This is a genomic window from Nitratireductor sp. B36, from assembly GCF_020833685.1.
Lineage (GTDB): Bacteria > Pseudomonadota > Alphaproteobacteria > Rhizobiales > Rhizobiaceae > Nitratireductor.
On sequence record NZ_JACKZY010000004.1, the window covers coordinates 460,163 to 481,516 of the forward strand.

19 protein-coding genes are annotated in these 21,354 nt (G+C 60.2%); 10 read left to right on the forward strand and 9 right to left on the reverse strand.

The genetic code is table 11. The annotated features are described in order from the left end of the window. The first annotated feature begins 2 nt into the window (after nt 1-2). From ngg to H7H48_RS18490, 3 genes are all read left to right on the forward strand, one after another. Nucleotides 3-1,817 carry an N-acetylglutaminylglutamine synthetase gene (ngg, locus tag H7H48_RS18480; protein ID WP_229450575.1) on the forward strand — a complete coding sequence of 605 codons (1,815 nt, stop codon included), beginning with the start codon at nt 3-5 and terminating at the stop codon, nt 1,815-1,817. 96 nt (nt 1,818-1,913) lie between these two features. After that, a complete protein-coding gene (locus H7H48_RS18485) occupies nt 1,914-3,071 on the forward strand; it encodes an osmoprotectant NAGGN system M42 family peptidase (protein ID WP_229450576.1) in 1,158 nt (385 codons plus the stop codon). A 324-nt stretch (nt 3,072-3,395) separates the two neighbouring features. Next, complete coding sequence (locus H7H48_RS18490; protein ID WP_229450578.1) at nt 3,396-4,184, forward strand: ABC transporter substrate-binding protein; 789 nt, start codon at nt 3,396-3,398, stop codon at nt 4,182-4,184. 169 nt (nt 4,185-4,353) lie between these two features. On the opposite strand, the gene H7H48_RS18495 is transcribed toward H7H48_RS18490, so the two are convergent. Continuing rightward, nucleotides 4,354-5,811, reverse strand: a complete 1,458-nt coding sequence (locus tag H7H48_RS18495) for an aminotransferase class V-fold PLP-dependent enzyme (RefSeq protein ID WP_229450580.1) — start codon at nt 5,809-5,811, stop codon at nt 4,354-4,356. 107 nt (nt 5,812-5,918) lie between these two features. Here H7H48_RS18495 and H7H48_RS18500 point away from each other — a divergent pair, with 107 nt between their 5' ends. Beyond that, entirely contained in the window at nt 5,919-6,380 is a 462-nt protein-coding gene (locus H7H48_RS18500) for an Lrp/AsnC family transcriptional regulator (protein WP_229450581.1), read from the forward strand. Nucleotides 6,381-6,396: 16 nt separating this feature from the next. Then, the gene (locus H7H48_RS18505; RefSeq protein ID WP_229450583.1) at nt 6,397-7,620 is read left to right on the forward strand and encodes a multidrug effflux MFS transporter; all 1,224 of its coding nucleotides are present in this window, start codon (nt 6,397-6,399) and stop codon (nt 7,618-7,620) included. Here the strand turns inward: H7H48_RS18505 and H7H48_RS18510 are convergent, their stop codons facing one another. The 8 genes from H7H48_RS18510 to H7H48_RS18545 all read right to left on the reverse strand — a co-directional run bounded on the left by H7H48_RS18510 (nt 7,621) and on the right by H7H48_RS18545 (nt 16,242). Beyond that, nucleotides 7,621-7,971 carry a RidA family protein gene (locus H7H48_RS18510; RefSeq protein WP_229450585.1) on the reverse strand — a complete coding sequence of 117 codons (351 nt, stop codon included), beginning with the start codon at nt 7,969-7,971 and terminating at the stop codon, nt 7,621-7,623. Nucleotides 7,972-7,982: 11 nt separating this feature from the next. Further along, complete coding sequence (locus tag H7H48_RS18515) at nt 7,983-9,089, reverse strand: FAD-binding oxidoreductase (RefSeq protein ID WP_229450587.1); 1,107 nt, start codon at nt 9,087-9,089, stop codon at nt 7,983-7,985. Between the two features lie 352 nt (nt 9,090-9,441). Continuing rightward, a complete protein-coding gene (locus H7H48_RS18520) occupies nt 9,442-10,680 on the reverse strand; it encodes a Gfo/Idh/MocA family protein (RefSeq protein WP_229450588.1) in 1,239 nt (412 codons plus the stop codon). Nucleotides 10,681-10,694: 14 nt separating this feature from the next. Next, on the reverse strand, nt 10,695-11,714 hold the full coding sequence (locus H7H48_RS18525) for a LacI family DNA-binding transcriptional regulator (RefSeq protein WP_229450590.1): 1,020 nt from the start codon (nt 11,712-11,714) through the stop codon (nt 10,695-10,697). Continuing rightward, on the reverse strand, nt 11,711-12,667 hold the full coding sequence (locus H7H48_RS18530; RefSeq protein ID WP_229450592.1) for an ABC transporter permease: 957 nt from the start codon (nt 12,665-12,667) through the stop codon (nt 11,711-11,713). The genes H7H48_RS18525 and H7H48_RS18530 overlap by 4 nt, the downstream gene beginning before the upstream one ends. Continuing rightward, the gene (locus H7H48_RS18535) at nt 12,664-13,653 is read right to left on the reverse strand and encodes an ABC transporter permease (RefSeq protein WP_370633425.1); all 990 of its coding nucleotides are present in this window, start codon (nt 13,651-13,653) and stop codon (nt 12,664-12,666) included. The genes H7H48_RS18530 and H7H48_RS18535 overlap by 4 nt, the downstream gene beginning before the upstream one ends. Before the next feature lie 2 nt (nt 13,654-13,655). After that, a complete protein-coding gene (locus tag H7H48_RS18540) occupies nt 13,656-15,158 on the reverse strand; it encodes a sugar ABC transporter ATP-binding protein (protein ID WP_229450596.1) in 1,503 nt (500 codons plus the stop codon). Nucleotides 15,159-15,219: 61 nt separating this feature from the next. Continuing rightward, a complete protein-coding gene (locus H7H48_RS18545) occupies nt 15,220-16,242 on the reverse strand; it encodes an ABC transporter substrate-binding protein (RefSeq protein WP_229450598.1) in 1,023 nt (340 codons plus the stop codon). Between the two features lie 361 nt (nt 16,243-16,603). Between H7H48_RS18545 and H7H48_RS18550 the strand changes: the two genes are divergently transcribed. The 5 genes from H7H48_RS18550 to H7H48_RS18570 all read left to right on the forward strand — a co-directional run bounded on the left by H7H48_RS18550 (nt 16,604) and on the right by H7H48_RS18570 (nt 21,320). Further along, nucleotides 16,604-16,927 (forward strand): hypothetical protein, encoded by a 324-nt coding sequence (locus H7H48_RS18550; RefSeq protein WP_229450600.1) that lies wholly within the window; start codon nt 16,604-16,606, stop codon nt 16,925-16,927. A 526-nt stretch (nt 16,928-17,453) separates the two neighbouring features. Further along, entirely contained in the window at nt 17,454-18,245 is a 792-nt protein-coding gene (locus tag H7H48_RS18555) for a GGDEF domain-containing protein (RefSeq protein ID WP_229450602.1), read from the forward strand. A gap of 203 nt (nt 18,246-18,448) precedes the next feature. Then, nucleotides 18,449-18,958: a hypothetical protein gene (locus H7H48_RS18560; protein WP_229450604.1), complete on the forward strand. Its 510-nt coding sequence runs from the start codon at nt 18,449-18,451 to the stop codon at nt 18,956-18,958. Continuing rightward, complete coding sequence (locus H7H48_RS18565; RefSeq protein WP_229450605.1) at nt 18,927-19,625, forward strand: L,D-transpeptidase; 699 nt, start codon at nt 18,927-18,929, stop codon at nt 19,623-19,625. Before H7H48_RS18560 ends, H7H48_RS18565 begins: the two co-directional genes overlap by 32 nt. Nucleotides 19,626-19,919: 294 nt before the next feature. Continuing rightward, entirely contained in the window at nt 19,920-21,320 is a 1,401-nt protein-coding gene (locus H7H48_RS18570; RefSeq protein WP_229450646.1) for a TolC family outer membrane protein, read from the forward strand. Nucleotides 21,321-21,354: the final 34 nt, after the last annotated feature.

The following is a 21,354-nucleotide window of genomic DNA, read 5'->3' on the forward strand; positions in this document are numbered from 1 at the left end:
CGATGGCCAAGAAAGAGGATGCGGCTTTGCGTGCCTCGCGCGGGCGTAGCGACAAGGCGCTCGGCTACCGCCTGAAACGTTTGCGCAGTGAAACCATGAAGCCGACCAGCGCGCCGGCTGATCAGTCCTCGGCTCAGCAGGACAAGCATGTCTCTCTGGAGCTTGGTTGGGGGCGGCTTCTCTTCGCACAGACCTTCGAAACCAATGAAGAGCTTGCGGGTGCGCTGCGAGACGAGGGGCCGGCGCGGCGCGACATCGCCTTCTACATACGCGATCCGCATGTGCTCCTTTCGATGGCGCCGCAGGAATTGTTCCTCGATCCGTCACACACCTATCGGCTCGATCTTGCGACCTATCGGCCGAGCCGGCGTCAGCCGCGTGGCTTTTTCATCCGGCGGCTGACCTCGGAGGCTGACGCGAACGCGGTCAATGCGATCTACCAGAGCCGCGGCATGGTCACGGTGCGGCCGGATTTCTTCTGGACCAACCGTGACAGCCGCGCCGTCACCTATTTCGTGGCCGAGGATGACCAAACGGGCGACATTCTCGGTACGGTTACAGGAGTGGATCACCGCCGCGTGTTCCAGGATGCCGAAAACGGTTCCTCGCTCTGGTGCCTTGCGGTCGACCCCCAGTGCCGCCATGCCGGAGTGGGAGAGATGCTGGTGCGCCGGTTGGCGGAACATTTTGCAGCACGGGGTGCAAGTTTTATGGATCTCTCGGTCATGCACGACAATGACCAGGCCATTGCACTTTATGAGAAACTTGGCTTTCACCGTGTTCCGGTATTTGCGGTCAAGCGCAAGAACCCCATCAACGAAAAACTCTTCACCCATCCTCCCGCGGATTTCGACCGCCTCAATCCCTATGCGCGCCTGATTGTCGATGAAGCGCATCGGCGTGGTGTCGCCGTGGATGTGACTGATGCCGAAGGCGGCTTTTTCCGCCTCTCATTTGGTGGCCGTTCGATTCACTGCCGGGAAAGTCTCTCGGAGCTGACCTCGGCTGTCGCCATGTCGATCTGCGACGACAAGGCCGTCACCCGCCGCGTGGTGGAACGAGCGGGGTTGATCTTGCCGGAGCAGATGGAGGCCGTGGATGACGACGCGGCACTCGAAGCATTCCTGAAGAAGCACGGACGTGTTGTGGTGAAGCCGGCGCGCGGCGAGCAGGGGAAGGGCGTTGCCGTTGGGCTCGAAACGCTCGAGGAGATGAAGAACGCCATACGCATCGCCCGCGAGCTTTCCGATCGCGTTCTGATCGAGGCCTGTTTCGAGGGCGAGGACCTGCGCCTGGTGGTGATCGATTACCGCCTCGTTGCGGCTGCGGTACGCCGCGCGCCTCGCGTGGTGGGTGACGGCCACAACACCATCGGGGAACTGATTGAAAAGCAGTCGCGCCGGCGCGCGGCGGCAACGGGCGGCGAAAGCCGTATTCCAATTGACGACGAGACGAGGCGCTGCGTGGCCGGTCTCGGGTTCGAGATGTCGAGCGTCTTGCCGGAAGGCCAGGAAGTGGTGGTCCGAAAAACGGCCAATCTCCACACGGGTGGCTCGATCCACGATGTGACGGAGAAGGTGCATCCGGACCTGGTTCGCGCGGCCTGCACCGCGGCGCGCGCCATTGACATTCCGGTGGTTGGCATCGACCTTATGGTCAGATCGCCGGGCCATCCCGACTATGTCTTCATCGAGGCCAATGAGCGGCCAGGCCTTGCGAATCACGAACCGCAGCCCACAGCAGAGCGCTTTGTCGATCTGCTTTTCCCGCGCTCCGGCGTGAAATCGGCGGAGCGGGCATTGGCCCCCAGAGGGTAGCGGGTTTCACACAGCGTGCAGGCCGGAGGGTCTGCTCAGATGATCGCAGCCGGGCTGTAGCGAGGTCGGGCGAAATGGGCAATTCAAGGGGTATTCATGTCGCGACTGAAGATCGACGTTTCCTATCTGGTCGAACAGCTCAAGGCGCTTTTGGAGATCGACAGTCCCACGGGTTACACCGACACGATCGTCCGACATGTCACAACCGAGCTTGAACGCCTGGGGCTCGAACCCGAGCTGACGCGACGCGGCGCAATTCGGGCCGTCGTGCGCGGCGGTCGACGCGAAGGCGCACGCGCCATCGTCACCCATCTCGACACGCTGGGCGCTCAGGTCAAATACATCAAGGACAACGGGCGCTTCGAACTCATCCCTATCGGTCATTGGTCGGCGCGCTTCGCCGAAGGCGCACGGGCAACACTTTACACCGAAAAGGGAACCTACAGGGGCTCCATTTTACCGTTGAAGGCGTCCGGACACACCTTCAACGACGATGTCGACACAATGCCGGTTGGCTGGGACTATGTGGAACTGCGTGTTGACGCCATGTGCTGGAACCGTGCTGACGCACACAATCTGGGCATCGACGTCGGCGATTTCGTCGCCATCGATCCGCAGCCTGAATTTCTTGAAAACGGCTTCATCGTTTCAAGGCATCTGGATGACAAGGCCGGGGTTGCCATCGCGCTTGCAGCACTGGAATCGCTTCTCAGCAACGAGGTGACGTTGCCGGTCGATACGCACTGGCTTTTCACCATCGCCGAAGAGGTTGGGGTGGGCGCCGCCTCGATCGTGACGCCGGAGATCGCTTCAATGGTGACCATAGACAACGGAACGACAGCGCCGGGGCAGAACTCTGCGGAATTCGGCGTCACCATTGCCATGGCCGATCAGGCCGGGCCGTTCGATTATCATCTCACGAAGAAGCTCGTCGAACTGTGCCGGGAGGAAGATATTCGCTATCAGAAGGATGTTTTCCGTTATTACCGTTCCGACTCCGCTTCCGCCATCGAGGCTGGCCACGATGTGCGCACGGCGCTGATAGCTTTCGGTATCGATGCGTCCCACGGCTATGAGCGCATTCATGTCCACGCGTTGCGTTCGGTCGCGGAGCTGGCCACCGCCTATGTGGCAAGCCCAATGGAAATCGAACGCGACGTGGAGGAAGTCTCCGATATCGAGGGCTTCACCGAACAGCCGACCAACGAGGCGGAAATGGCGAGACGCGCCAACAATCTGCCAAAACAGGACTAGAGCATTTTGCAGGCAGGTAGAAGCACCTGACCTCCGCACAAATGCGCAAAATTGATAGATAGATCGGAGCAGCGTTTCCGTGAAACGGTGAGCGGCTTCAGCAACATATCATCTGTGCCATGTGAGAACCTGAAAGGAGGCGGCTTTTTCTGGTCGCCTGTTTCCGCATTGGCTTTAGTGCGGGAGAGCCTTGGTCTCGTCGGGACGCGATTTTTTGAGCTTCAAATATCCGTTGATCTGCGGCAAGATAAGTGATCATGTGATCAAATAATTTCCGCGCTCCGTATGGGAACAGGGGTCGGTAAAAATGGGAGAAGATCGATCATGAAGATCCGCGCATTTGCTCTGTCCATCGCGCTCGCAGCGGCCACATTCGTGCCGGCGGCATTCGCAGAAACCATCACGGTCGGGGCCTATCCGGCCAACCCGCCATGGGAATACAAGACCGAGACCGGAGACTTCGAAGGATTTGAGGTGGACGTCGCCCGCGAGGTCGCCAAGCGTCTGGGCATGGATGTCACATTCCAGGATCTGGGCTTTCAGGCGCTGTTTGCCGCAACAAGCTCAGGGCGGATCGACTTTGCCATATCGTCAATCTCGATTACCAATGAACGGCTACAGAACCAGTCTTTCACTCAACCCTATTACGACAGCGATGGCACCATTGTGGGGCGCGAAGATTCCAAGGTCACGACGCTGGAGGAGCTCGACGGCAAGACGATCGGCGTCGTCGCTGCCACCACGGGCGAAGCCTGGGCGAAGGAGAACGCCGAGAAATATGGCATTGCGGACATCCGCTCCTATTCGGCGCAGCAGGATCTCCTGCTGGACGTCCGGGCGGGTCGTCTCGAAGGCGGTGCCGGCGAAATCGCCGGATTTCAGTATGCGATGACGCAGGTGCCAGGCCTCAAGATCCTCGTGCGTATTCCGACCGGCGAGCGTTTTGCTATGATGACCCGCAAGGATCATCCCCTTCTGGAAAAGGCAAACGAGGCAATCTCGGCCATGAAGGAGGACGGCACGATGGCGGCCATCCACAAGACCTGGTTCGGCGTTGATCCTGACGAGGGAACGAGCACGGTCAAGGCAATGCCTATTCCTCAACCGGAGTGAGGCCGGGAGCATCCGAAACATCGGCGGCGTCCCTTCAAAGGACGCCGTTTTGTAAGGATCAAATGCCGACCTTGGGAACGGGGCATGACCGGCTCCCGGAGTTCTCCGTCACTCAATCGGCTTCAATCGGACAAAGCCGGGAAAACCGCCACTGGGCGAGCGGACAGGGTTAACCCGCCAGCGCGAGGCCCCTGTGGCGGAACCGCGCGGTGCTCGGGTCGAAATCATAGGCGCTGGCGTGGCTCTCTGCTTCGCGCGCCAGCCGGTCAACCGTGTTGATGACGAAATCGGCTTTCTCGTCAGTCATCAGATAGCTGAGATTCAATCGCACCCAGCCCGGCTTCTCCATCTCCCGCCCCTCTCGAATGCTCTGCAGAAGCGCAGCCGAGTGCTGCTCATCAATGCCCAGCAGGTGATGCGCATAGGGGCCGGCACAGGCACAGCCGCCACGCGCCTGAATGCCGTGAAGATCGCTCAGCATCCGGGTAAAGAGCTGATGGTGCAGCGTTTTGCCTTCAGGGCAAAGAATGCGGAACGAGAAGATCGGCAACCGTGGGGCGGTCGGGTTTCCGAGAAGCTGGAGGCAGGGGTTTTGCGACCAGACGCCAAGCGCCCGCGTCCGCAATTCCTCGTGCCGGCGATCGATGAAATCCTGGCCAAGTGCCTCCTTCACAAGGAGCACGAGAGCGGCGCGGATGTCGCCCACGACGTTGGGGGTGCCAGCCTCCTCGCGCGCTGAAAGCGAGCGGGAGTAATCATGCGCCCATGGTGACACGAAGGTCACCGAACCGCCGCCAGGCATGGTCGGCTGTGCGGTACGCGCAATGGCGTTGCGCAGGATCAGAAGGCCCGATGCGCCGGGCCCGCCGGGAAACTTGTGTGGGGAAAGCACCACGGCATCCTTGGCGCAATCGGTGCCGGGCTTCATGTCGATTTCGAGATAGGGCGCGCCACCTGCATAATCCCAGATGGCAAGCGCATCATGGGCTTTGAGAAGCCGCGTCACCGCATCCGTGTCGGTTGTAATGCCGGTGACATTGGAGGCGGCGGAAAACGTGCCGACCTTCAATGCGGCATCGGCATTGGCTTCAAGCGCCGTCTTCAGTGCTCCCATGTCCGGACCACCACAGGCTGTCTCGGGAATGGCGATGATCGCTGCACCGCTCTCGCGCCAGGGCAGAATGTTGGAGTGATGCTCATAGGGGCCGGTGAACACCACCACCCGGCCGCCTGCTGCAACCGTCTCGGCAATCTGCAGAAGGCGCACGAGTCGGTTGATGCCGGAGGTTGCGCCCGATCCGGAAAAGACCACGCTCGTCTCGTTATCCGCTCTGACGATGCGGTGTATCTCGGCTCGCGCCGCCTCGCGCAGACGCGTCGAAAAGGATCCGCAAAAGGACGCTTCGGTGTGGCTGTTGGCGTAAAAGGGCAGAACCTCGTCGCGGATGAAATCCTCCACCTGTGCAAGTGCGCGGCCGGAGGCCACATAATCTGCGTAGATGAGTGGTTTTGGTCCGCAAGGGCCGTCGATCACCGCGTTCTCGCCGATCAGACCAGACTGCAGATACTCGGCAATGTCCGCGCGTTTGAGGCTGTGCTTGAAGACGTTCAGAACATCACGTGCCATGGTTCGGTCCATCAGTTTCGTCAGAACGAAAGGATCGCACAGTGATTATCTATCATATTCACAGATAGTGATGGATAATGCGTAAAAAATGGGTCATATGATCGGCTATGGTCGAAAAAATAGATCAATTTGACAGGCGCATATTGCGCGCTCTCCAGCGCGACGCATCACTCTCGCAAAGGGACCTCGCGGATAAGGTGGGTTTGTCTCAGAATGCCTGCTGGCGGCGTCTCAAATCGCTCGAAGAGCGCGGTGTCATCCGTGGCCGCACACTTCAGGTGGACCGCAACAAACTGGGACTGGGCCTCGTCGTGTTCGTGATGGTGAAGACACGCCATCACTCCACAGCATGGCTGCAGACTTTCCGCCAGCATGTTTCCAGCATTCCTGAAATCGTCGACTTCTTCCGCATCGGTGGCGATTATGATTACATGCTGCGCATCGTGACGACCGATATGGAGAGCTACGATTCCGTCTATCAACGCCTGATCCAGAAGGTGGAGCTGGAATCTGTCACGTCCTATTTTGCCATGGAGGCCATCGAAGAGCGCCGCCCATTGCCGATCTGACCTTTCGGGCCCGTCCATGAAAACACGTTCCATCTCGTTCGAGCGCATCGCGCTCTACGCGTCTCTTACATCGCTCACCGCGCTCAGCATCGATGCCGTTCTGCCGGCGTTGCGGATTATCGAGACGGAGCTGCATGTGGAGCCACCTCTTTCCACACAGCACATCGTGTCGCTTTTCATTTTCGGCATGGTGTTCGGCGAGCTGTTTCTCGGCCCGATCTCCGATGCCATTGGTCGCAAGAAGGCTCTTGTTCTGGGGCTTGGCCTTTATATGGCGGGCACATTGGTGGCGATGTGTGCGACAAGTGTGGGCATGATCGTGGCCGGCCGCATCCTTCAGGGCATCGGCGTGGCAGGACCGAAGATTGCCACACGCGCTCTGATCCGGGACCAGTTTGAGGGCGAGGCAATGGCGCGGATCATGTCCTTCATGTTCGTGCTGTTCATTCTCGTGCCGATGCTCGCCCCCGCCATGGGGCAACTTGTTCTGGCGCTTGCCGGCTGGAGAGCCATCTTCATGGTTTATCTGGCCCTGTCGGTGCTTCTGTGCATCTGGCTGATCGCGCGGCAGCCCGAAACGCTCCCGCCGCAGAATCGAATCCGCTTCCATCCGGTCACGCTTCTGCAGAATGGTGCGCGCATCCTGCGCAGCCGGCGCGTCACTTTGCTCATCATCGCGACCGGGCTCGTGTTCGGTGCGCATCTTCACTATCTGAGCACGGCGGCCGACATCTTTTTCGATGTCTATGGCGTCTCCGCCATGTTCCCCGCCTATTTCGCGGCCTTTGCCGCCGGCATCGGTCTTGCCTCAATCGTCAACGCCCAGGTGGTGCGCCGGTTTGGGATGCAGGCGATGTGCGAGGGGGCTTTGATCGGCCTCGTTATCCTCGGCCTTGGCCTGCTTTCCCTGTCGCTCGTGTATGAGGGAAGACCACCCTTTGTGGCCTTCATGGCAATGGGTTTTGTGATCTTCTTCTGCATCGGCATCCTGTTTGGCAATCTCAATGCCATGGCGATGCAGTCTCTCGGGCACCTGGCGGGGCTTGGCGCCTCGCTCATCGCATCAGGGTCGAGCCTGGTGGCTGTGGTCTTTGCCGTCGCCTTCGGTGCGTTTTACAATCAGACGACCATACCGCTCGCATCCGGCTTTCTGGCCACTGGCTTGTTGGGTTTCGTTCTCGTCCGGCTCGCCGCAGGGGCGAGCCAGAAGCCGGTGACACCGGTAAAGCGCGCGAACTGATCAGCCGGCGGCCGCCACGACGATGATCTCGACCGTGTAATCAGGTGTGGCCAGCGCGGACTCGCCGCAGGCGCGGGCTGGCGCATGTCCCGGTGCGACCCAGGCGTCCCAGACCTCGTTCATCTCGGCGAAATCCTTCATGTCCGCGAGCCAGATGGTCGCCTGCAGGATGCGGGTCTTGTCAGAACCGTTTTGCTCCAGAAGCGTGTCGATCTTCTGCAGGATATCTTTGGTCTGCGTGGCAACGCTCGCGCCCGGCGTTCCCACCTGGCCAGCCAGATAGATCGTGCCATTGTGGATGACGGCCTGGCTCATGCGGGTGCCGGTGTCGACGCGTTTGATTTCGGACATGAAATTTCCTTTCAGGACTTGATGAGACGGTTCGGTGCTAGGGCCTGCACCACGGTATCGGGCAGGGCGGAAGTGCGCCCCGCACAAAGATCGGCAGCCAGCGCAGAGAGGGCGGGCGAGGTCTGCACGCCATAGCCTCCCTGGCCGGCGAGCCAGAAGAAGCCTTCCGCGTCCGGCGCGAAGCCGACAGCGGGCGTGCGGTCGGGGAAAAAGCTGCGCAGCCCCGCCCAGCTTCGCTCGATGCGTGTGACGGGCACGGTCACAGCCTGCTCGAAACGGTGCAGCCCTTCGGCCAGCACCATGTCGTCGGGCCAGGCATCGAAGGGTTCGGACGGGTCTTCGTCCGCCGGCGAGACCATCAGCTTGCCGGCATCCGGTTTGGCGTACCAGCCTTCGCCGGCACAGGCAAAAAGCGGCCAGCCTGTCACGTCATGCCCGTCAGGTGCAGGCAGGATCACGGCGGAGCGGCGCATCGGCGTCAGGCCCAGAGGTTGGACACCCGCCAGCCTCGCAATCTCGTCGGCCCAGGCGCCGCCGGCGTTTACGATGACGGGCGCGGAGAAGGAGCCCTGCGGCGTATCCAGCGTCCAGGTGCCGTTTTCGTGCGAAATAGCGGTCACGGGCGCCTTGTTGACAATGGCACCACCGCGATGGCGCAGCATTCTGGCAAAGCCCTGCAAAAGGCGGTCGACATCGATGTCCTGAGCGCCCGGCTCGATCGCGGCTGCGGCGATGGTGTCACGTTTCAATATCGGAACACGGGCAACCGCTTCATCGGCGTTGAGACGTTCCATGCCGGTTGCACCTTCCAGAATCGCCTCCAGATCCCCCAGATGTTCTTCCAGCGCGATGTATAGAAGGCCGCGCGGTGTGAGCAGGCTGTCTTCGGAGATACCTTCCGGTTGCATGAAGAGGGGTTCAGAAGCGGCGTTAAGGGCACGCAGTGTGGCATTGCCATAGTTGCGGATGAAGATCGCGGCCGAACGGCCAGTGGAATGGTATCCAATGGCTTCCTCCGCTTCCAGAACCGTGACTCGAGCGTCCGCAGCCATGCGAGCGCCGGCGCCGATACCGGCAATGCCGCCGCCGATGATAATGATGTCGGATGTCTGGCTCATCTTCCCCCTCACGCGGTTCCATCGTCCGACGCGGCTCCCTGTTCTCATGCAGGGCGAACCGGTCGTTCGAGCACTCTCTTCTACGGTGACCCGATACCCGGCTCATGGATATGGGTGATCTGTGTTCGCCCACAGATACCGATCACAGGGGGAAAGCAATAGGCTCAACGCCCATGGGGCATTATGGCACCAGCCTTCAGAACATGGGAGACATCGGAGACGAGAACGGGTCGAAGCGGGGCGCGGTCCCATGGACGGGTCCTGGCAACCCGGCCTTTCGCCGCTGTCAGTCGTGACACGAAAAGCGGTTCACCGGCTGGTCTCGTTTCCAGCCGGTGAGCAAAACACAGCCTTACCGGCGCGCCACCACGGGCACGTAGTTCTCCAGATCGGGATTTGGGAAGCGCACCGTGTTCCCGGTTTCCGAGGAGAGGTACAGACCCATGAGAATTTCCATCACGGCGACTCCGTCAGCAAAGGTCTCAAGCGGCTCTTCGCCCTTGCGGAAGCACTCGACCATGTGCCGGTTTTCATCCGTATATCCATAGACCCCGGCTTCATCTTCCAGCACCGGCATCAGTCCCTGCTCGGCGTTCTGCTTCTCAACCAGATCCTCGCCCTCTTCGCCGGTCACCTCACGGGACATGAAGATCTTGAGCCCGGTTCCAAGCGAGTTGAACTCCATCGCATATTCAGGCCCAAGCAGCTCAAGCTGGATGCGCAGCCCTGCCCCCACATAAGCCCAGGACGTGCTCGCCTCGATCATCAGCTCGTTGCCGTCCTCGTCCTCCAGCATCACATTGCCACGCGCGAAATCTTCCGAGGGCCGGTTCGCGTAATCCACTTCAGGCCCGAACCGCTTTTTGAGATCTTCCACATAGCGCGGCCGGGTCCATTTCAGATTGGCCACATTGCCCTGCACCGCCTTGAGCTTCAACGAATCGCGTTTCTTGCCCGGCTCTGTCAGGAGATGGCGCGCCACCTCGACGCTGTGGCACATCATGTCGAGCAGCACGCCGCCGCCCTGCTTGTCGCCCTGCCAGAACCAGGGCTCATGCGGGCCGGAATGCTCTTCCGCCGCGCGTGCCAGATAGGGCCGGCCGGTCGTGGAAGCGGCGCGCCGCCAGATGATCTCCTTGCCGCGCAGAACGGGCGTCGCAAAAACCTGATTTTCCAGATAGCCATGGTTCAGCTTGGCGGCTTCGGCCAGCCGCAGCATTTCGCGTGCATCGGCCACCGTCCGCGCCAGCGGCTTTTCGCAGGCCACGGCAAACACCTTGCTGCGTCCGGCCACCACCTCGTCATGGATGGTGCGCATGGTGTCCACGCGCGTGTCATTGGGCGAGAGGATCCAGATCGCGTCCACATCGTCCGCCTGCAGCATGGACACAAGGCTTTCGTGGCTCTTGCATTCGCCAAGGCCCAGTTCGGCCACCAGTTTGACAATGCGTTCCCGGTTTTCCGCCTTGCGGCTGTAGACGGCGGTCACGTCCACATGGCGCACGGCCACCATGGATCGCAGGTGAAATTCGGCGATGAAGCCCGTGCCGACAAGGCCGATGCGCAGGCGTTTTCTTGGCTGTGCGGACATGGTTGTTTCCCCTTTCAAGCTGATTTGGGTGGTGCGGTGGTGCCGCGCACGCGCAGCGTTGCGGGCAAGACCACCGGTTTTGCGGGCACGAGAGCGCCGGAAAGCATTTTGAGAAGAATGCTCATCGCCTGCTGGCCGATATCGATGCGCGGCTGGCTGACAGTGGTGAGGGGCGGATAGAAGGCCTCGCTCAGATAAAGATCGTCAAACCCGACAACAGAAACGTCACCCGGTACATCACGTCCCGTTTCGCGCAGATGGTGAATGGCGCCGAAGGCCATTTCGTCGTTCGAGACGAAGATCGCCGTGGGCGGTTCGGGCAGATTAAAAAGCGCCTCGCAGGCGCGGGCGCCACCGTGGAGAAGATAGTCGCCGCGCTGTTCATAGCCCTCCGGAATGGCAAGCCCCGCATTGCGCATGGCGCGGCGGTATCCCTCCTGGCGGCGAAGGCTCATGACCTCCGGCACGGGGCCGGAAATATGGGCGATCCGCCGGTGTCCGAGCCCGATCAGGTGCTCCACCGCCTCGCAGGCTGCGGCGACATTGTCGATTTGCACATGCGGAAAGCCAGAGCCCTCAATCGTCTCAAGCGCCACCACGATGGGGGCGTTGGGAGGCAATCTGTTGCGCGGACCGTCCTCTTCCGGCAGTTTTCCCGTCATCAGGATCATGCCGTCTGCATGGCCGTCGCGCAGCATGTCGAAATATTCGATCTCACGCTCGGGGTCGTTTTCCGTATTGCCCATCAGCACGGAATAGCCGGCGGCGCGCGCTGTTGCTTCCACGCTTTTCAGAATATCGAGATAGAACGGGTTGCCCACATCACGCACCACCATCAGCACCGCCATGGAGCGGGCGGTGCGCAGGCTGCGCGCACTTGCATTGGGGCGATAGTTCAACGCATCGGCAGTCTTGCGCACACGTGCACGGGTCTCACTCGTCACGAGGTCGCTGCCGCTAAGGGCGCGCGACACGGTGGCGGGGGAAACGCCCAGCGCCTTCGCGATATCCTTGATCTTGGGGCGCCGGTTCATGCGCGCAGCCCCCGCCCGCGGCCATAGAACAGCATGAGCACCAGCAGCGTGGCGCCGAACACCATCTGCCGCCCGGATTCATCGATATTGATCGTGGTCAGGATGCTTTGCAGCACCACCAGCAGAACAGCACCCGCCATGGTCCCGGTATAGCCGCCCTTGCCGCCTGGAAGCGGGGTGCCGCCAAACACCACAGCGATGATCGAAGGCAACATGTATTGCTCCCCCACATTGGCAAAAGAGGAGCCGGAATAGCCAAGCAGGCAAAGCCCGGCAATGGCGGCAAACACACCCGAGAGCATGAAGAGTGCAACCCTCATGCGCCGCACCGGCACACCAGCCATGAAGGCAGCCTGCTCGTTGGAGCCGATCGCATAGATGCGCTGGCCGAACACAGTGCGGTGGAGGATGAAGGCCATCAGCAGGCCAACACCGATCCACAGCCAGATGATGCCGGGCAGACCGAGGAGGAATGGCCGGGTCACGAATTCCGAAAGGGCAGGGGCGGCCCGGCCCGAAGGAATGCCCTGGCGGATGACAACGAGCAGACCCTGAAGGACGCCCAGCATGCCGAGCGTCATCACCAGCGGCGGAATGCGCAACAGCGTCACGCCGAGCCCGTTGAACAGGCCAAAGAGCGCGCCGGTCGCAACACAGGCCAGAATGGCCAGCGGGATGCCGCCATCCATGCCGTTCATCACATTGCCGGCCACGATGGCGGAAAGCGAAACCACGCCGCCGACGGAAAGGTCGATGCCTTCGCGCCCGCCCAGAATGACGAGGTTCTGGCCGGCGGCGACAATGCCGAGCAGGGCCGCAACGATGAGCAGGCGCAGGATCTGCCCGCCGGAGGCGAAGCCCGGCGAAAGCGTGTTGCCGAGGAAGAGGAGTGCTGCAATCAGAACCAGCGCGATGAGAAGCGGGTTCTTGGCGATTTCGAGGACCCGGTTCATGCGCGCCCCCTGCGGCTGACGAGCACGCCGACCATCAGCGCCGCGAGAATGGCGAGCCCCTGTACGAAATTCTGCCAGTGCGATGGCGTGCCGGCGAAGAACACCAATGAGTTGATGAGCCCGATGATGAGCGCCGCGATGACGGAACCCGCCACCGTGCCGAAACCGCCCGAAAGGGCGCTTCCGCCCAGCACCACGGCCGCCACGCTGAAGAGCGTCATTTTCGCGCCGACGAGCGGGTCGCCGCTTGCCGTATCGCCGGTGATGCAGAAGGCGGCAAGCGCTGCGAACACGCCGCAGAGTGCATAACCGCCAATGCGGATCGCGGTGACGGGGAGCCCGCTCTGAAAGGCTGCCTGCTGACCATCGCCCACCGCCAGAAGCTGCGTGGCAAGCCGGGTGCGGGCAAGCAGGTAAAGCAGGATGGCGAGCGCCGCAGCCGCATAAAAGACGAACGGGATGCCGAAGAATGTGCCGCCATAGGTGCGCCAGAAAACGGTGGGTGCAGGCATGCCGGCCACAGGCAGGATGACAAGCGCCAGCCCGGTGAAGAAAATGCTTGTTGCAAAGGTTGCGACGATGGCCTGGAGCCTAAGTGCAGCCACCACGAAACCGTTGACCAGCCCGCAGGCAAGCCCGACCAAAACGCCAATGCCGAGCGCGGCCAGAACCGAAAGCCCGCCGCCGCCCCAATGCTGCATCAACACGATGATCGTCACATTGACCAGCGAAGCGATGGCGCCGACCGAGAGATCGATGTCGGCGGCATAGACCACATAGGTCTGCGCCACGGCCAGAAGCATCAACGCGAGATAGGTGCGCACCAGGCCGGTGAGCGAGCGGAAGCTCAGGCTGTTGGGTTCAAAAATGCCGTTTAGCACCAGAAGCACGACGAGAATGAGAAGGGCAGGCAGGAAGGGAAACCGCCCGAGCAGCGCCCGAAAGCCTCCCTTGTCCTGTCTGGTTGGGCTGGAAATGCTGGTCATCGTCATGCCGCCTCGTAGGCTGCCTGGTAGAGATTGTAGCGGGTGCGGTCCGCGCCACTCAGCTCGCGGCTCACTGCCCCGCCGTTGAAGACCAGAATCCGGTCGGCATTGTTCAGAAGCTCCGCGTCTTCGGAGGAATAGAGAAGGATGGCGAGCCCTTCTTCGGCGAGTCTGCGGATCAGCGCGAAAAGGTCCGCCTTGGCCGAAAGGTCGATGCCCTTGGTCGGGTCGTCGAGAAGGAGGATATCCGGCTTGTCGATGAGCCAGCGGGCGATCACGATCTTCTGCTGGTTTCCGCCCGACAGCGAACCGATGGAATGGGAGAGCCCGGCGAATTTGGTGTTCAGCGCCTTCAGCGCCGGCAGCGCCTTTTCAGAGAGCGGCCCGGGTCTCGCCAGCACAAGCCTGTTCCGCAGCGCGTGAATGGGCGTGACATTCTCGAGAATCGGTCGCCCGCTGATCACACCATCGCGCCCGCGGTCTCCTGAAACATAGGCGATGCCCTGCGCAATGGCCGCGCGCGGGCTTTCGGTACGAAGCGGCTGCCCGTTGAGCACTACCTGCCCCGCGCGCGCTGGCGGTGCGCCGAACAGCGCCTTGAGCAGCGCGGATTGCCCCTGTCCATGCAGGCCGCCAAGCCCGAGGATTTCACCGCGCCGCACCTCAAAATCCACATCGCGGAAGCCCAAGCCTGTGAGCTTCTCCACTGTCAGTGCGATTTCGTGGGAGGCCTCATGCGACGGTGGAGCCGCCTGTGGCGTGGCAAGCGTTTCCTGTACGCCCACCATCATGCGGATAACCGCTTCGGGGCTTGTGTCTGCGATGGCTTCGGTGCCCACCGTTTCGCCATCGCGGATTACGGTCACGCGGTCGCCGATGGCAAAGATCTCATCCATGCGATGCGAGATGAAAACGATGCTTCGCCCCTCACTTTTGAGGTCGCGAAGAATTTCGAAAAAGCGATCCACCTGCGCGCGGTCGAGGGCGGAAGTGGGTTCATCGAAAATCAGGATCGGCGCTTCAGTCGCCAGCGCCTTCATGATCTCGACCAGTTGCCGCTGATCCGCCCGCAGATCGCCGACGGTAGCCGTGGCATGCAGGCTGTCGCCTGCAACCCTCTCGAAAAGCGCAATGTAGCGGCCAGCCTTCTCAAGCAGCGCTTCACGGTCGACGAAAAACCCGTTCTTCTTCGGCAGGTCCGGCAGGCAGATGTTTTCGGCCACACTGCGATGATCGGCCAGACTCAGTTCCTGGTAGAAAATGCCGATGCCCAGCGCCTGCGCCGCGCGCGGCCCACTGACGGTCACAGCTTGCCCGTCGAGCAACACCTCGCCCGCATCGGGCCGCACGCTGCCCGCCATGATCTTGCAAAGCGTGCTCTTGCCGGAGCCATTGGCGCCGATCAGCACGTGCACTTCGCCCGTGTCGAGTGCGAGGTCGCCGCGGCGTAGCGCCAGGGTGGCGCCGTAAGCCTTGCTTACACCGCTGAGCTTGAGCTTGGTCATGACATTTTCCCGAAGAGAGCGCCGCGCCAGTCATTGCCGGCGCGGCATTCATGGAGCGGGCTTACTTGAACAGCGCTTCCGCATCCTCGATGGAAAGCGAGCTCGTATAGGAATAGTAGCCCGGCTTGCCTTCAACCGAGGCGGCCACTTCTTCCAGGTTTTCCGAGCTGATGAAGGGGATGGGCAGATACATGGCGTTGTTGTACTGCCCGGCCGTGGCCGGTTCCTTCAATTCGCGTCCCTGCAGCATGAGAACAGCCACATTGAGCGCGCTTGCCATCACACCGGGTGGGTTCACCGAAGCGCCGGAGTTGAGGTCGTTTTCGGTCCAGATGTCGATGAAGTCCTTGCGGATCTCGCCGGTGGCGGCAATGTCGCCCGCCTTGTCTGCATCCATGATGGAGCGCCACGCGCCGGCGGCCATGCCGTCCTGCACCCAAACGCCATCAATGTCGGGATAGGTGGCGAGCAGGTTCTGCATCGCCTGCTGGCCTTGCGCCTGGTCCCAGTTGGCGTTCACTTCATTGACGATCTCGATGCCCTCGTGCTCGCCGAACACCTCGCGATAGCCGGCAACACGCATTTCATTTGCCGGGTGACCCGCAACGCCGTTGATGGCGACCACCTTGCCTTTTCCTTCCAGCGTCTCGGCCAGCCATTTGGCGCTTTCCATCGCCCAGCCCTTCTGGTCGATACCCACATAAAGGGCGTCGGGCGAAGAAACCTCGGCATCGGTGGCGATCACCAGAATGCCGGCCTCCTTGGCCTGCGCGAACACGGGGTCGAAGGCCGTCGGGCTGTTCGGGTTGATGATGATCGCGTCCACGCCCTGGCTGATAAAATTGCGCACATGGGCGATCTGGCCGGGCACGTCGACATTGGCGCTCTGCGCAACCACTTCGACATTCACGCCTTTGTCCTTCCAGGCGGCTGCGGCCTGTTCGGCTTCCTCGATCATCTGCGTGCGCCACTCGCTGCCCACCCAGCCGTTCGAAAGCCCGATCTTGAAATCTTCAGCCATGGCCGAGAGTGCGGTACCCGCAAGGGCAGCAGCGGCCAGGGCGACAGTTACCAGTCGTTTCATGAGTTCCTCCCTGATGACAGACACCAGCGGCGCAGGCAGCCGAGGCCCCGTTGCCGATCGTGCGTTTCCTTCCCGTTGACGTGTCCTCCGCAGGTGCCCTGCCACGCCAATGAAATCGATTGTATGGCAAATGTAATCGATTTCAAGACATAATTTTCCGCTGCTTATGCGTATCCGAATTGCAGGTTAGTTCTCTCAGAAGAGGGTAGAAATCTGTATGAGGCCCGGAAGCGAGGGCGCAAAAAAAAAAGCAATGGAGTCATGTTTCATTATGACGCAAACTGTTCCCGTGGCTTGGTTGCCCGGCTTCTGATACCCCGGCTAACTTCTCAGCGTGTGTAGTGATTCGAGTAGCGTAGAAGTGTCGAAAGAAGTGTCGCTGGAGGTGGTCCAGCTGGAATTGTTGCTGAACCTTGCAGACTTGATTGCGCAGGGTTTCGAGACCGCTCTTCTAGCCGCCCTGAATGATGTGGGTGGAAGTGTTCTCTTCAATCGTAGACTTGATGGTGATCCGCAATTTCAACGGATCGCGGCGGTGATGGTGGGCCCGGAAGCCGATGTAGCTCTGGTCTTTTTGGACCACGCCGGGACGACCATTCATGTGGAAAGCGCCAGCGAAAGTGCGAGAATGATTGCGCGTGAGGCGGAGAAGGCCCGCGACCGGATCTGCAGCGATGCGGAATGAGATTTTCTCTTGGAGGCGCTGCTCGTGTCCTACCCGTGGTTTGAGGTGCGCTTGGGTCCAGGCGCGCCTGACTGTGGGAAGAGGATAACTTCGCACGACTTTGGCTTTGCAGAATACTCAGCTTTGAGAGCAGCATCCATCAGCAGCCCGACAGCTTCTCGCAACTGCTGGGTTGTCGAGTCAGCGCCGGTAAGTTCCGCCTGCGCCTTTTCCAGATAAGCGTGTACGGATGCAAAATTCGTCGGCATGGTGGTCCTTTTTCGATGCCCCCGCATCTGAATGATGATGCGCAGAAAATCGTAACCGGCAAACAAACTATATAGAATGCATTTTAACGATCACCGCTCGATGGCCATTGCTCGACTCACCGCTCCGCTGAAAATCGAACGATAGAGTGTACCGGAGGCCTGACCTCGTAGGGGCACAGCTTGCCCCCTGATTGTTAAAACGCGATCTTTCGATGAAGCTTTTGTTAGAAGTTTGCCGGTTATCAACGACTCAGTCACACTGGGAGCGTTGAAAGCATATGGACAAGTCGCTCTTGCAACGCAAACCGCGCTGGACATGGCTCATTGCCTTCACGCTGCTTGGCACCGTCGCTGCAGTGGGGCTTTCCTTTTGTATCCACTATCTCCTGTTCTTCGGGGACGAGATCAATCCCTACCAGCGCAGTCTGGTTGCGGCGTTGGTGCTGCCTCTGTTCATTGCCGCACCTCTGCTTGCTTATATCGGTCTGGTGAGTGAACAGCTGCGGCGTGTAAAGCGAGAAAGGAACTTCGCTGCCGCTCATGACCCTTCGACTGAGGTTTTCAACGGCGACATGTTCACCACGCTGGTGGAGCGGCGTCGCGCTGCAACGGTGTCCGAAGCGGGCCGAACCTTCGGTGCGTTGTTGATTGTCGAAGCGGAGAATACGCGCGACATCAGCATAGAATACGGCTTCAGTTGCGGCGAGGAGTCGATGCGCCAGATCGCATCGGTGATCCGGGCCAATGTGCGGCGCAGCGATGTCGTCGGTCGCCTGAGTGGAAACGAATTCGGGGTGTTTTTGCCGGGCGCGACAGTGGAACAGGCGCGTGATGTCGGTGAGCGCATACGCAATGCCGTTGCAAAGGCCCCCTTTGTTGCGCAGGGGGAAACGGTCGAACTCGCACTTGATATTGGCGGGGTGATCTTCGAAGACCAGATAGAGTTTCGTGGCCTGATGAGGATTGCTTCGGAGCAGCTCGAGAAAGCGCGCCAGGGCGATGCCGGCGGCTTCCGGTTGAGCGCGCTCAATGCATTGGAAACGGAAGAGAACGGTCACAGTCACGAATAGTCCTGACTGAAGTGATCGTCTTCGCTTCCACTAGGCCAGCCGGTTGTTCCCGATGCACTGGACAGGCCGGTTATTTAGCCGCACAATGATCAAAGCAAGCAGCCCATATTGCCTGGGCTGGCCCCGGGCCGCCCAGTCCGAAATCCGGTCTGCTTTTGCAGCAGAGGCGGTGCGTTCGTGCGAAGGCCGCCCAAGGGGTGGCGATGAAACTCAAATCGCTTATGGTGTGCGGATGCTTGTTTCTGCTTGCTACCGATTTCTTGCTGGCCAATGAGCGTGGCGCGAGGTTGTTCCAGGCGCCAATGCCGTTCGCGGCCGAAATGCACAAAGACATCGCAGCGCTTTATGGTTCGCGCGTCGGCGTTCTGAGACGTTATGCATGGGCGATGTCGGCCAAACGGCATGGTCTTGCAAAGGAGCGCATTGGCGAAGCCGACCGATCTGGTTTCATTGGGACTTTTGGGGCGGCCGGGGTCTCGGCCTTCATAGGGCGCAATGAGGGGCATGTCCTGAGATTGGGGAACGATGCTCTGATCATCGCACGAGGCAAGCCGTTGGAGAATCTTTATACGGAGATCAGTTGTGAAATCGCGGAACGGCCTGTCCTCGTTTGTGAGGATGGGCGTAGCAGATCTCTCTCGGCACCTGACGCAACCTCAATACGGATCGAGGGAGAGACGTTTGAAATGGCAAAAAACGATACTCTGGAATAACTTCCCTTCGCCAATCAGGGTGAAACGTGCGCCTCTCAGGACCCTGCGCAGGGCCGTACTGCAACTTGTCGCAAGTGCGTTGATTTTGGTGATTTCTTCGCTTCCGATGATCACGGCGGATGCGCAAACCACCACCGTGCGCCAGTTCGATCCGGCAACCGGGACGTGGGTCAGGCGCGAGCGATCTCTGTCTTTCAAGGCGCCCTGGGCTGATGCCACGCTAAAGCCTTCGGTCGTGCCTTTCTCGGAAGATCTTCCCCCAGGCTCCATTGTAATAGAAACGGCCGAGCGGCGGTTGTATCACTTGCGCGGCGATGGAACGGCGGTGCGCTACGGGATCGGTGTGGGGCGCGAAGGATTTGCCTGGCGCGGCAGGGAGCGCATTACAAGAAAGGCTGAATGGCCGGAATGGCGTCCGCCAATCGAGATGATCAGGCGTGAGGCGGCTAACGGCCGCATTCTCCCCTCTGTGATGAAGGGAGGGCCTGAAAACCCGCTTGGCGCGCGCGCCCTTTATCTCGGTTCTACACTGTTTCGCATTCACGGCACCGACGAGCCCTGGACAATTGGTCAGGCAGTTTCCTCAGGATGCATTCGAATGACGAACGAGGATGTTATAACACTTTATAGCAATGTCAAAATAGGAACGCTGGTTATAGTGAGATAGGACAGCAAAACTGACAATATTTTATACATTTTATGGTTGAAATGCTTAATAGAATTCAGTTTTTGTTGCTTAATGGCAACATTTTCTCAAAATGAGTCGACTAAACTAATCCTAAAGAGGTATTGGTGTGGCGTATATAATAGCCAGCCAAGGGGAGTTAGCTTAGCATAAAATAATATTGAAGGTCTGGATTTTAATCTGGACAGGTCCGTTGGTTGTGCCTGTGGAGGCGCAAGCAAAGGGGGGGTGATGACACACAAATCACGTGTACTGAGTATTCTCGCGGCTGCATTGATGGGCGGTGCGGTTCTGTTCCCCACCAGCGCGAACGCGCTTTCGGTGAAGGAAGCGATGGCGGTGGCACTCGAATCCAATCCTGAGATCGGTCAGGCGATCGAAAACCGCGAAGCAATCGAGTTTGAATTGCGCCAGGCCCGAGGGCTTTTCCTGCCAAGCGTCGATCTTGAAGCATCCGTCGGTGCGCGCCGGCTCGACAACCCCTCAAGACGCGGCGTGGGTATTGAGGATGACCCGCTTTATCCGGCCGAAATTGGATTGTCGATAACGCAGAAGCTGTTTGATGGTGGCGGGCGACGGGCCGAACTCGAGCGTCAGGCAGCGCGTGTGGACTCCGCTTCGTTCCGTGTTCTGGAGCGGTCCGAGACCATCGCCCTGCAGGTGGTGCGTGAGTATCTGGAATATTTGCTGCAGGTCGAAATCGTAAACGAAGCGCGGAAGAATGTGGGCTTTCATCAGTCGATGCTGGGGGATATCGGGTCTCTGATTTCCGGCGGCGCTCTTACGGAAGCCGACAGGCAGCAGGCGCAGGAGCGTATGCTCTCCGCAAAAGCGCGGCAGAAGGAAGCCGAAGAAGAACTGGAGGCGGCGAAGATCCGCTTCTACAAGCTTGTCGGCAAACCGCTTACCAATCCATCCATGCCGGGCTCGGTGGCCTCCGCCCTGCCATCCTCCCTCGACAAGGCGATCGGCATCGCACGCGCCAACAATCCGCGCATCAAGGTTGCCAACGCCGATATCGACGCGGCCGACGCTCTGGTCGATGCCGCCCGCTCCAACATGCTGCCCGAGATCAGCGCGGAAGGTCGCGCTCGTGCCGGTTACGATATAGACGGTGCCGATGGGCGCACCAATGATCTTCAGGCGCGCATCGTCGCCAAGTGGAACCTCTACCGCGGCGGCATCGACGTAGCCAACGAGCAGGAGCAGATCCGCCGTGCCAGCGAACAGCGTCTTGTGCTCCACCAGGCTTATCGCGAGGTGGAGGAAGCGGTTCGTATTTCGTGGGATCGGCGCCAGCGCCAGATAGATCTGGCAGGCACACTACGTGCTCAGGCCCAGACCAACGCGCAGCTTGTCAACTCTTATAGAGAGCAGTTGGTCGTCGGCCAGCGGTCTTTGCTTGATGTGCTTGGCGCGCAGAACACGCGGTTCAGCGTCAACGTTCTGTCCAAGACAGCCCAGTACGCTGCGCGTTTTGCCGAGTATCGCATACTCGCCGCAACAGGGACGCTGCTCTCGACGATGAACCTGACGAGTGCCAAGCAGTCCGAGGCCTATGCGCGCGCGGAATTCAACGTGCCGGAGACGGCACCGACCGAAACCTACAAGAGGCTGCCTTCGCGACAGACGAACGATTTGCCGCTCGATCTTCTCGCTCCGATCCGGTCGCAATAGCTGCCGGACAGGCAAGGTGGCATAGAGGAGGAAG